Here is a 12,520-nt window from a genome sequence, read left to right on the forward strand (position 1 = left end):
ATTGAAAACAAAAGTGTCTTTAAGGAACATGGTCTTACCATACTTTCACCTGTATTCGTTATAACAGCTGCACTGCTATTAATGAGTTTTGTATGAGCGTCCCTGGCAACTACTTATGGTCATAATGACCAATAAGAAAAGCTTATTCTGATGCAGCCGGGGAGATGACAACCCATTTTCAATGAAAAGACATATCCAAAAGCCTTTTGTATGATTCCGATTTTACCCGACAAAAGGGACAGCCGGTCTGCTCCCGTATAATTCGCTCAATACAAATCTGGCACAAACCAGCGTGTTCACAACTTTTAAAACCCATTACTTCTTGCAGTGGCTCGTGACAAACTCCACATTTTTTGGTGACTCCTGCTGCTCCTCCAATTGCACCCGCTTCCTCCGTTGCAGTTTGGCTTGCCAACTCACTTCGTAACTGGGCTATCAGTTCATTTTGTTGTTGAATGACTATTGATTGATCCTGATGCTCAGGATCCGATTCCTCAAGAAAAAACTCAGTCTCTGAACTCTCAGAATAATCCAATCGATTGTCCGGGCTTTCTGACGATAATGCGTGGGGGTCAATACCTATAATACTGTATGTAAACTCTTGCATACCGCCCGCTGTAAACATAACCATAGGTATAGTGTACGATGACACAGGATGACAATGTTCGTCTATATTGCTGTAGATAACGGCCAAAAGTTCGTCTGGCAAGTGTCTTCGTAACAAAGCTTCCAGTGTCTCATGCCATTCCAGTCCTAAATGCATGTGCCGAAAAGCTGATGCTGCCATTGCAGTCAAACCGATTAAAAGTGCTATACCTGCGTCCAATTCAGCTGCTTTTAATTGATTGGCAAGACTTTGCGGAGAGTCATATTCATTGATATTTTCAGAAAGCAATTCACGGTCGAATGCTTGCTCGCAGCTTTTATCGGCATAGCTATTATGAAGTACGTCAAAGTAAGCATATAAGTCATTCTGAAAAAGAAAGTGGGGCCCAAGAAAAGCAAGATACATCAGGACTAAATCATTATTAACACCGAGAAAATTCGACTGATTTTCTGTCGAATCCGGATAGAAATAATGGAAATAAGGATTGATTCTGTCGTTTACCCTGACAGACAAAAACTTTTTTTCAAAAAGTCTTGTTGCTTTTGCATTTGCCAACGGTTTCTTTTCCGGGCTTTGTTTATTGATCATATTTATGTTCATAGCGAATATACGACTCAACAGTCTAAGTACTCTTTGAATGCGATCTTTTCGATGCTGAAGCTCACCCATATTCACATAATCAAAATAAAAGTTGTTCAGCCGATTAAAGTCTTGCTCATCAACTTCGTAATCTTCACAGATTTCCAGCCGCCTATCTCCAGATACATCGTCAGATTCCAGATCGAGTCTTACATAACCAATACGGATGTTTTCAAGTGTGCTCACTGCGGGTTGACCTGTAAGCCTTTGTTGTTTTTTTGAAGGCGGCTGGCAGTTTGTCATATGATGCTGGCGAAATTCTTCAAGGTTATAGGTATCATTTGCCACCCCCTGCTGATAAAAAAACAAAAACACTAAAAACAAAAGCGTCTTTAAGGCGCATAGCATGGCCATACTTTCTCCTTCACTGATTGAAACAGATGTACCACTACCAATAATGAGCCTTGTGTGAGCGTCCTCGGCACATATTTATACTGGCTACGGAGAGCAATAGAAAAAGCTGATCCGGATGTTACCATTGACGCTAATCATGTGTAGTCTAGCCTCTGATGTATCCCGATGGGGAGAAAGAACTGACTTTTTTGGCTGAACAAAAAGAACGTTCAGATAACCCTGCCCTGTTCCAGACATTATTTGTCAGCTGTCTTCTTTAAGGCATTAATCCTTACAAGTACTTCGTCGATGTGCTTCAAAGCGCCAGGCAATAGACCGGCACTGTTCACACATTCAGGGTAAAGACATGTCGAGAATCTTCATGCATGACAAGGGTACGTTCCGACAAAAAGGACATTCCCTCTCCTCACGTATGAGTCGCTCAGCACAATTCCTGCAAAAACCAGCGTGTCCACAACTATGTAACGCTACAAGGTCTGTCAGGCGGTCGGTACAAAGTGGGCATTTTTTGGTTTCTGCTGAGGCTCCCCCGACAGCACCCGCTTCCTCCGTTGCGGATTGGCTTGCCAATTCCTGTCGAAGTTGGCCTATCAGTTCATTTTGTTGCTGAACGACGATTGACTGATCCTCGAAATCCGATTCCTCAAGAGAAGAATCACTGTCTGAAAGCTCATGATAATCCACTAAAAATTCCAGACTTTCTAACGATGCTGCCTCCGATAAAGGCACGGGGTTAATACCCACAATGCTGTGTGTAAATATTTGCATACCATACACGGAGTACATAAGCGCAGGTTCAGGGCGTGAGTTTCCAGAGCGGCAATGCCTGGCTATATTGCTGTAGACAATCGACAGAAGCTCGAACGGCAAGCATCTTATCAATACGGTTTCCAGTGTTTGCAGCAATTCCAGTCCTGAATTCATGCGCTGGAAAGCGGCTGATGCCATTGTAGTTAAACCGATTAGAAGCGCTGTGCCTGCGTCCAATCCGGCTGCATTTAATTGACTGGCAAGGCTTTCTGGAGAATGATACTCATCGATATTTTCTGAAAGCAATGCACAATCAAATGCTTGATTGCAGCTTACTCCGGTATATATGTTTTGCAATATCCTAATGCTGGTATACAAGCCAATCTTGGAAAGAAAGTGAGGCCCAAGAAAAGCAAGAAACATCAGGGCCAGACCGTTGTCAACATCAGCATAACTGGATGAATATACGTTCGGAGCTATATAGAAATAATTCAAATATGGATTGGTTCTGCCATTTACGTTGACAGACATAAACAGTTGATCAAAAAGGCTTTTTGCCATTGCATTGATTAACACTTGCTCTGCTCGACTTTGAACAGTAAATCTATTTATATTAATAGCGAATATACGATGTATAAGTCTCAATACACTTTGAATGCGAACTTTTCGACGTTGAGGTTCACCCATATTCACATAATCAAAATAAAAGCTCTCCAGACGTTTAAAGTCTTGCTCAGCAACCTCGTAATTTTCAAAAATTTCCAGTCGCTCATCTCCAGATACATCGTCAGAAGCTAAATTAAGCCTTACAAAGCCAAGACGCATGTTTTCAAGTGGTTTCATGGCCGGTTGACCTGTACTGTTTTGTTGTTTTTCCGAAGGCTGTTTCCCGTTTGTCTTTTTATGATGGCGATATTCTTCAAGGTTGTAAGTATCGTTTGCCAGGCTCTGCTGAAAAAAAAACAAAAATACTAAAAACAAAAGTATCCTTAAGGCGCATAGCATGGTCATATTTTCACCTTCACTCGTTGAAGCTGTACTACTGTTAACGTTCTTTTTGTGAGTTCCCAGGCACATATTTACACAGGCTATGAAGAGCAATTGAAAAAGCGGATCCGGATGTTGCCATTGACAACAATCACATGCAGTCTAGTCCCCAATGTATCCCGATGGGGAGAAAAAACTGGCCTTTTTAGCTGAACAAAAAGAACGTTCAGATAACCCTGCCCTGTTCCAGACGTTACTTGACAGTTGTCTTCTTTCAGGCATAGATTCTTATAAGTACTTCGTCGATGTGTTTCAAAACATCAGGCAATAGACTGGTGCTGTGCAGAGATTCAGCGTAAAGACATGTCGAGAATCTTCATGTATGACAAGGGCACGCTCCGACAAAAGGGACATTCCCTCTCCTCACGTATGAGTCGCTCAACACAATTCTTGCAAAAACCAGCGTGTCCACAGCTTTGTAACGCTATAACGTTTGTCAAGCGGTCGGTACAAAGTGGACATTTTTTGGTTTCTGCTGAGGCACCTCCAACAGCACCCGCTTCCTCCTTTTCAGTTTGGTTTGCTAATTCTTGCCTCAGCTCGGCTATCAGTTCATTTTGTTGTTGAACGACTATTGACAGATCCTGATCCCCTGAATCCGAATCATCAACAGAACCCTCGCTGTCTGAACCTTCATTATCTGAAAGCACAATATAATCCACGAGAAAGTTCAGACTTTCTGCCGATGATGCCAATAATAATGTAGATGTAGGGTCAAAACCCAAAATACTGTTTGTAAACTCTTGCATGCTATATAAGGTATACATAACCCCAGGTACAGGGCACGAGCGTCCAGGGCGGCAATGGCAGGCTATATTGCTGTAGATAATGGGCAGAAGCTCGAATGGCGAGCATCTTATCAACAAGTTTTCCAGTGTCTCCTGCGATTCCAGTTCTGAATTCATGCGCTGAAAAGCAGCTGATGCCATTGCAGTTAAACCGATTAGAAGCGCTGTTCCTGCGTCCAGCCCAGCTGCATTTAATTGATTGGCAAGGCTTTGCGGAGAATTATATTCATTGATATTTTCACAGAGCAGCGCACTGTCGAATGCTTGATCGAAGCTTTGCCCGGTATATATGCCAGCCAACATAACAAAGCTGGTAAAAAGTTGTTCCTTGTAAAGAAAGTGAGGACCAAGAAAAGCAAGAACTATCAGAACCAGATCGTTATTAACATCAGCATAATCAGACAGAGGGGCCTCCGGAATTGAATAGAAATAATTGAAATAAGGATTGCTTTTGCCATTTATGTTGACAGTCGAAAAAAACTGTTCAAAAAGGCTTTGTGCCGTTGTAATGATTATCTTTTTCTCTTCCCGGCTTTGTTCATTGGTCATATTTATATTCATAGCGAATATACGATGTAATAGTCTCAGCATTCTTTGAATGCGAACTTTTCGATATTGAGGATCACCCATTTCCACATAATCGAAATAAAAGTTGTGCAGACGTTTAAAGTCTTGCTCAGCAACCTCGTAATTTTCACAAATTTGCAGTCGCTCATCTCCAGACACATCGTCAGAGACTAAATTAAGCTTGACAAAACCTATGCGGATATTTTCAATAGGGCTCATGCCGAGCTGACCCGTGCATTTTTGTTGCTCTTTTGAAAGCTCTTTCCAGTTTTTTATTTGATGATCGCGAAATTTTTCAAGGCGATAGGTGTCGTTTGCCAGCCCCTGCTGATAAAAAAAAACACTGAAAACAAAAGCGTTTTTAAGGCAAATGATATGGCCATACTTTCACCTGCATTCGTCAAAACAGCTGCACTACTATTAATGATCTTTCTGTGATCTTCCTTAGCACATACTTTTATAGGACATGGAAAGCAATAGAAAAAGCTGATCCGGATATTGCCATTAACACCCATCTCCTGAAGCCTTGTCTCGGGTGTACCCCACTGGGGAGAAGAGTGCCGATCCCACTCATCCGGAAGGAGAAGCATCAGACTGGCACTGTGCCACGTTCAAGGAAAAGACATGTCGATAACCCTTATGAATGATGAGGGCTTTTCCCGACAAAAGGGACAGTGCCTCTGTTCATCTATGATTCGCTTAGCACAATCTTTGCAAAAACCAGCGTGTCCACAACGTGCCAACAACAGGTTCCTCACTAGAACCTTCACTGTCTGAATCCTCAGAATAAAACGTTATGTAATGTAAAAACCTTATATGGCGGCTTTCTGACGATGATGCAGGTGTGAGGTCAATACCCAAAATACTCTGTGTAAACTCCTGGATACTGCTCACTGTCGACATAACCCCAGGTACAGGGCGCGAGGGAGGGAGGGAGGCAATGGCGGGCTATATTTTTGTAGACAATAGGCAGAAAACCGAATGGAAGGTATTTTAACAACACGGTTTCCAGTTTTTCTTTTGATGATGACGAAATTCCTCAAGTCCGTAGGTATCGTTTGCCAGCCCCTGCTGATAAAAAACAAAAATAGTGAAAACAAAAACGTCTTTAAGGCACATGGTAGGGTCATACTTTAACCTGCATTCGTTAACAGAGCTTGCGACCGTTAATGAGCTTTGCATCAGCATCCTTTGGCACACATGTATATAAGTACCTAACCAGTTGGTTTCGCATATTCTGGACGGCGGCTTTTTCCATCCTTCTGCGTTCCAACTCTGGTTGCGTAGCTATGGCTACGCGCCCGTCGTTGCGCCTTGAAGGATGAAAAAATCCACTCGCCAGAATATGCGAAACCAACTGGCCAGGTAATTAGTCTACAGAGACCCATAGAAAAAGCTGATCTGGATGTTGCCATTGATACCAGTCACCTGCAGCCTGGTCTCAGGTGTATATGCCGGGGAAAAGTGCTGACCGCACTGAACAGGAAGGAGAAGCATCAGACTGGCACTGCGCGTACATTCAAGGTAAAGACATCTCAGGAGCCTTCATGTATGACAAGGGTACGTTCCGACAAAAGAGACATTCGCTCTGCTCATATATAAGTCGATCAGCACAAGTATTGCAAAAGCCGGAGTCTTCACAACAATCTAACACGATAATATCTGTCAGTGGGTCGGCACAAAGTGGACATTTTTTGGTTCCTGCCGAGGCTCCTCCGACAGCACCCGTTTCCTCCGTAGCAGGTTGGTCTGCTGATTCCTCCCGTAGTTCGGTTATCAGTTCATTTTGTTGCTTTATGACTATTAGCTGATCCTGATGCTCAGAATGCGGCTCCCCGTCAGGGTCCTCAGCCTGATTGTCTGAACCCTGAGAATAATCCGATTGACAGTCCGGACTTTGAGAAGATTCTGCTTGCAATAATGCAGACTCAGCCGTGTCGTCAATACCCAAAATAACCTGTGTAAACTCTTGCATACCCTCTACGGTAAACATGACCTCAGGTACAGGCCATGAACGTCCTGCAGGAAAAAGGCCAACCAAACTCCAGTAGACAGTGCCCAGAATCTCGCAGGGTAAGTATCTTTGCAACAAAGTTTCCAGTGTCTCTGGCCATTCCTGCCCTGAGTTGAGGCTCTGGAAAGCTGCTGATGCCATTGCAGTTAAACCAATTAGAAGTGCTGTTTCTGTGTCCAATCCGGCTGCAGTGAAATAACTGGCAATGCTATGTGGAGAATTTTCATTGATATTTTCATAAAGCGATCCACGGGATAATGCCCGATCGTAGCTTTTTTCAGTATAACTGTTACGCAGCACGGTAAAGTAGTTATCAAAATCATTGCTGAAAAGAAAATGAGGACCAAGAAAAGTCAGAAGCATCAGGACTAAACCATTATTTAAACCGACATAGTCGGACTGACTTGCTAGCGAATCTAAAGAGAAATAATGGAAATAAGGATTTTTCCCGCCATTTCTCATTTCAGAAGAAAAAAAACATTCGAAGAGGCTTTGTGCTGCAACTCTGATTAGCTCTTTTTTGTCAGGGCTTGCTCCATTGATCTGGTTTATATTTATAGCGAATATATGATGTATCAGTCTCAGTACTCTTTGAGTGCGCATTTTTCGATCATTTTGAGTATCAGTACTGTTCACATAGTTAAAATAAAAGTTGACCAGAAGCCTAAAGTCTTGCTCAGTAACCTCGTAATTTTCACAGATTTCCAGTCGGCCATCTCCAGATACATCGTCAGATTCCATATTAAGTCTGACAAAACCAATACAGATGTTTTCAAGTGGACTCATGGCGGGTTGACCTGTGCAACTTTGTTGTTCTTTTGAAAGCGGTTTCCAGTTTTTCATTTGATACTTGCGAAACTCTTCAAGATCATAGGTGTCATTTGCCAGCCCCTGCTGATAAAAAAACAAAATTACTGAAAACAAAAGCGTCTTTAAGGCATATTGTGGGATCATACTTTAACCTGCACTCGTTAAAAAAGCTTCCTGTTGTTAATGGGCTTTTTATCAGCATCCTTGGCACACATTCAGGGCAAAGACATATCGATAACCTTCATGTATGACAAGGGTATTTCCCGACAATAGGGACATTCTCTCTGCTCATTTATAAGCCGCTCAGCACAAGTCTTGCAAAAACCGGCATGTCCACAACGATTTAACACTGTAATGTCTGTTAATGGGTCGGTACAAATTGGACATTTTTTAGTTCCTGCTAAAGCGCCTCCGACAGCACCCACTTCTTCCGTTGCTGATTGGTTTGCCAATTCCTGTCGTAATTGACCTATCAGTTCATTTTGTTGCCGAACGACTACTGACTGATCCTGATCCTCAGAATCCGACTCCTCAAGAGCAAACTCATTGTATGAACCTAAACTATCTGAGCCTTCACTATCTGAAAGCTCAATATAATCCATTAGAAATTTCAGACTTTCGAACGATGATGCCTCCGTTAAAGGTGTGAGGTTAATACCCATAATACTGGATATAAATTCTTGCATGCCATTCACGGTATGCATAAACGCAGGTACAGGGCATGAGCGTCCCGGGCGACAATGCCTGGCTGCATTACTGTAGATAATCGGCAGAAGCTCGTAGGGCAAGCATCTTATCAACAAGTTTTCCAGTGTCTCCCCTGACTCCAGTCCTGAATCAATGCGCTGGAAAGCCGCTGATGCCATTGCAGTTAAACCGATCAGAAGCGCTATTCCTGCGTCCAATTCGGCTGCTTTCAATTGACTTGAAAGCGACTGCGGACAATCATATGCATTGATATTTTCACAAAGCAATGCACGGTCGAATGCTTGATCGCAGCTTTCTCCGGTGTATATGTCAGCCAAGATACAAAAGTAGGTATAAAGTCGATCCCTGGAAAGAAAGTTGGGTGCAAGAAAAGCAAGAAACATCAGGACCAGACCGTTATTAACCCCAACATAATTGCACTGTTTTTCCCCCTGAACTAAATGAAAATAATTGAAATAGGGATTACTTCTGCCATTTATGTTGACAGACAAAAACAGTTGATCAAAAAGGCTTCTTGCCGTTGTATAGACCACCCCTTTCTCTAAGCGGCTTTGACTATTGAACCTGTTTATATTAATAGCGAATATACGATGTATGAGTCTCAATACTCTTTGAATGCGATTTTTTCGAAATTCAGGATTACCCGTGTTCACATAATTAAAATAAAAGTTGGTCATACGATTAAAGTCTTGCTCATCAACTTCGTAAGTTTCACAGGTTTCCAGTCGCTCATCTCCGGATAGGTCATCAGATTCTAAGTTAAGCCTGACAAAGCCAATACGAATATTTTCAAGTGGGCTTATGTCGGATTGATCTCTGCAGTTTTGTTGCTCTTTTGAAAGGGGTTTCCAGTTTTTCATTTGATAGTTACGAAATTTTTCAAGACGATAGGTGTCGTTTGCAAGCCCCTGCTGATAAAAAAACAAAAACATTGAAAACAAAAGTGTCTTTAAGACACATGTTATAGCCATACTTTCACCTGTATTCGTTAAAAAAGCCACATTGCTATCAGTGAGCCTTATGTGAGCTTCCTTAGCACATATATTTATAGGCTATGAAGACCCATAGAAAAAGCAGGTCTGGATGTTGCCATTGAGGCCAGCCACTTGTTGTCCGGTCTCAGTTCTATCCCGATAAAAAAATAAAAAAATAAGACACCCATAAAAAAATAAGACACCCATAAAAATAAAAACAAGACCTTCAAAAACTGTATTCCCAAAAAGGATCAGAAAATCTATCTTCAAGTAGCGTATCATTGAGCCACACATCGCCATCCAACGAACAAAGGCTGTCCAAGCCATAATTCAGACAATGCAAATCCATTCCGACATAAGTCGAAGAGATAAAGAGAGGGTCTTTGACGTCTTAACTGACTTCTACGCTAACCTGTCAGGTACAAACGACTGCAGGCGTTTAAACCTCGAAGCCACTTCTGTCCGGCTTCAAGTGCATAAGCCTTCATCGCCTTCAGACGGCCAACTGCCCGATAAAAACGATTATTCCATTGCATGGTTTTCAGCCACTCATCCGGATCAATGTCCAACCTTTGAAGAATCGGAGGGGTGCACGACGGGATGGAACCTTTCTTATCTGTTCTGACAATGCGACCGCTCCAGTCAACCAGTTCCAGATAGTCGTGAAGAAGGTAGGGAAGGGCAACGTCCGTTTCCTGTCCCTGCAAACAGAAAGGTTTCAGGGTCAGCGGCTGTTTTTTAGTCTCAGAATGTGTAACCTGCTCCACCCGTTCCTGAATCGACGTGTAGTTCGACTCTTCCGGTGTTTCTGCCTTTCCAGCCCGAATCGGATTCAAGTCAACGTAGGTCATGCAGGTCAGTAACGCTGCTTCGTCCAGCAATGCCTGGCTTTTAAAGCGTCCTTCCCAGAAGCGTCCTTTACACTCGTCTTCTTTGTTGGCCTCACGAGCAAGATGTTCATTCAGGCAGCGCATAAACCAGCTGATATCCGCTAAACGACGCCGGTATTCCTCAGCATATTCATCAATACGGGCCAATTCAGCGCTGCCCAATTTGTCAGCGGCCAGATGCCTTTGCACCAGAAGTGGACCTCTGAACAAGGTCGTCCAACGATGCAGCACTTCATTCCGTGACCAGCTCCTGGCAGATGACTGATTGATATGCAAAACCACATGATAATGATTCGACATGACAGCGTAAGCGCAAACTTCGATAGCAAAGACTGAAACGAGTTCCTGAAGTTTATCCACCACCCATTGGCGGCGATGCTCGTAATTCTTGCCAGTCAGGTGGTTCTCTCCACAGAGGTAAGCCTGACGAACACATCTTGCCATGCAGTGGTAATAAGGCGTTGAGCCGGGGTCAATCAGAGTATTGCGGGCCTGAGCCATGAACTCACCTGTCTGGGTAAAAAATCAGTGATGGGTGAAAAAGTAGACCAGGTGGATGGGGAAGCAAATTTATGGGTGTCTTTTTTTTTGGTAATAAGGCGTTGAGCCGGGGTCAATCAGAGTATTGCGGGCCTGAGCCATGAACTCACCTGTCTGGGTAAAAAATCAGTGATGGGTGAAAAAGTAGACCAGGTGGATGGGGAAGCAAATTTATGGGTGTCTTTTTTTTTGATGGGGAAGCAAATTTATGGATGTCTTTTTTTGCTAAAAATCAGTGATGGGTGAAAAAGTAGACTAGGTGGATGGGGAAGCAAATTTATGGATGTCTTTTTTTGCTTCTTCTCCATGGGTTACTCGATGGGTGTCTTTTTTTTCTGGCTCAAAGGGCTATGCTCGTTTTCCGCCTGACCATATCACCAAGTCCACTGGGTATGGGTAGGGCTTTTAACACCGAAACATCCAACCTTTAAGCCTGCAAGTTATGAGATACCGGAATGCCAAAAAGACAGGACAGAAAGACAGGACAGACACCCTGGAGTCAAAAACTGTCATTTTCATAAAATCCAAACAAACCTGTAACATTACTGAAATATTCCCCCCCTATCCTTGCACCCATCAAATTTTGAGGTAACAGAAAAATATTTTGCACAACCCACTGACAGATTAAGGCACGGCAAAAGATTTTTCTTTGTAAACGCAAGTACACTCCAAGCGAGTTTCTCGGGGAGAATAGAAGTGAAGTTTCTGAAGTCTATTGTAATGTCCTCCATGTTGGCTGCAGCGTCCTTCTCTGCATCTGCCAAGACAGAAGTTATCAACGGTGCGGGAGCCAGTTTCCCACATCCGATCTATGCCAAATGGGCTGAGGAATACCAGAAAGAAACCGGTATTCGCATCAACTACCAGGCCATCGGTTCCGGCGGTGGTATCCGTCAGATCACTGCCAAGACCGTCGACTTTGGCGCCAGCGACGCACCTCTGAACGAAGAGCGACTGGATAAAGAAGAGATGATCCAGTTCCCAATGGTGATGGGTGCTATTGTTCCAGTGATCAACGTGCCTGGCATTGAGTCCGGTGCTCTGAAGCTGACCGGTGAAGTCCTGGCAGACATCTACCTGGGTAAAATCAAGAAGTGGAATGACGAGCGCATCACTGCTCTGAACCCGGATCTTGAGATTCCTGCCCAGGCTATCTATGTCGTCCATCGTTCCGATGGTTCCGGTACCACCTACAACTTCACCGATTACCTGAGCCAGATCAGCTCGGAGTGGAGTGAGAATATCGGCAGAAACACCGACATCACCTGGCCAAAAGCAGCTACCACTATCGGTGGTAACGGTAACGCTGGTGTCGCCAACTTCGTGGGCCGTACCCGTGGTGCTATCGGTTATGTAGAATATGCCTTTGCAAAACAAAACGACCTGACCTACACCCAGCTGGCCAGTGCTGATGGCAAGTTCCTGAAGCCAAGCATGGAAACCTTCCAGGCTGCCGCTGCCAATGCCGACTGGGAGAATGCTCCGGGCTTCGAATTGCTGCTGAACAACCAGCCTGGTGCTGACTCCTGGCCTATGACAGCAGCGACCTTCATCCTGATGCATAAAGATCAGGCTGACGCCGAGAAAGCTGAGCAAATCATCGACTTCTTCGAGTGGAGCTACGAGAAAGGCGGCGAACTTGCAGAAGGTCTGGACTACATCCCAATGCCGGAAAGCGTAGTTAACATGGTAGAGAATGTCTGGAAAGAAGACTTGACCAGCAACGGACAAACCATTATCAAGTAACCGGTTATTCTAGCCTTTCTTAAACAGGAAACGAACGACAGCTGATCAGCATAGCGCTGGTCAGCTGTCTTGTTGTAGCTTATGCT

Annotated in this window: 8 protein-coding genes; 1 reads left to right on the forward strand and 7 read right to left on the reverse strand. The window is 43.7% G+C overall.

Annotated features, from left to right (window positions below):
• Nucleotides 1–178 precede the first annotated feature (178 nt).
• From ACOMG9_RS19095 to ACOMG9_RS19125, 7 genes are all read right to left on the reverse strand, one after another.
• Entirely contained in the window at nt 179–1,600 is a 1,422-nt protein-coding gene (locus ACOMG9_RS19095; RefSeq protein ID WP_448218058.1) for an RING finger protein, read from the reverse strand.
• A 333-nt stretch (nt 1,601–1,933) separates the two neighbouring features.
• Complete coding sequence (locus ACOMG9_RS19100) at nt 1,934–3,361, reverse strand: RING finger protein (protein ID WP_448218059.1); 1,428 nt, start codon at nt 3,359–3,361, stop codon at nt 1,934–1,936.
• 326 nt (nt 3,362–3,687) lie between these two features.
• Nucleotides 3,688–4,971 (reverse strand): RING finger protein, encoded by a 1,284-nt coding sequence (locus tag ACOMG9_RS19105; protein ID WP_448218060.1) that lies wholly within the window; start codon nt 4,969–4,971, stop codon nt 3,688–3,690.
• 392 nt (nt 4,972–5,363) lie between these two features.
• On the reverse strand, nt 5,364–5,522 hold the full coding sequence (locus ACOMG9_RS19110) for an RING-HC finger protein (RefSeq protein WP_448218061.1): 159 nt from the start codon (nt 5,520–5,522) through the stop codon (nt 5,364–5,366).
• A 749-nt stretch (nt 5,523–6,271) separates the two neighbouring features.
• Complete coding sequence (locus ACOMG9_RS19115; RefSeq protein ID WP_448218062.1) at nt 6,272–7,720, reverse strand: RING finger protein; 1,449 nt, start codon at nt 7,718–7,720, stop codon at nt 6,272–6,274.
• Between the two features lie 71 nt (nt 7,721–7,791).
• Nucleotides 7,792–9,285, reverse strand: coding sequence for an RING finger protein (locus ACOMG9_RS19120; protein WP_448218063.1), 1,494 nt, complete (start codon nt 9,283–9,285; stop codon nt 7,792–7,794).
• Nucleotides 9,286–9,665: 380 nt separating this feature from the next.
• Nucleotides 9,666–10,649 carry a transposase gene (locus ACOMG9_RS19125; protein ID WP_494529251.1) on the reverse strand — a complete coding sequence of 328 codons (984 nt, stop codon included), beginning with the start codon at nt 10,647–10,649 and terminating at the stop codon, nt 9,666–9,668.
• A 735-nt stretch (nt 10,650–11,384) separates the two neighbouring features.
• On the opposite strand from ACOMG9_RS19125, the gene pstS reads away from it, so the two are divergent.
• Nucleotides 11,385–12,434, forward strand: coding sequence for a phosphate ABC transporter substrate-binding protein PstS (gene pstS / locus ACOMG9_RS19130; protein WP_422135046.1), 1,050 nt, complete (start codon nt 11,385–11,387; stop codon nt 12,432–12,434).
• The last annotated feature ends 86 nt before the right edge of the window (nt 12,435–12,520 follow it).

Source organism: Endozoicomonas sp. PH6C (assembly GCF_059322965.1).

What these genes read in the sequence shown, in the direction of transcription:
- ACOMG9_RS19125 (WP_494529251.1), bottom strand. Translation starts at nt 10,649, where the DNA reads ATGGCTCAGGCCCGCAATACTCTGATTGACCCCGGCTCAACGCCTTAT.
- ACOMG9_RS19105 (WP_448218060.1), bottom strand. Translation starts at nt 4,971, where the DNA reads ATGAGCCCTATTGAAAATATCCGCATAGGTTTTGTCAAGCTTAATTTA.
- ACOMG9_RS19095 (WP_448218058.1), bottom strand. Translation starts at nt 1,600, where the DNA reads ATGGCCATGCTATGCGCCTTAAAGACGCTTTTGTTTTTAGTGTTTTTG.
- ACOMG9_RS19100 (WP_448218059.1), bottom strand. Translation starts at nt 3,361, where the DNA reads ATGACCATGCTATGCGCCTTAAGGATACTTTTGTTTTTAGTATTTTTG.
- ACOMG9_RS19115 (WP_448218062.1), bottom strand. Translation starts at nt 7,720, where the DNA reads ATGATCCCACAATATGCCTTAAAGACGCTTTTGTTTTCAGTAATTTTG.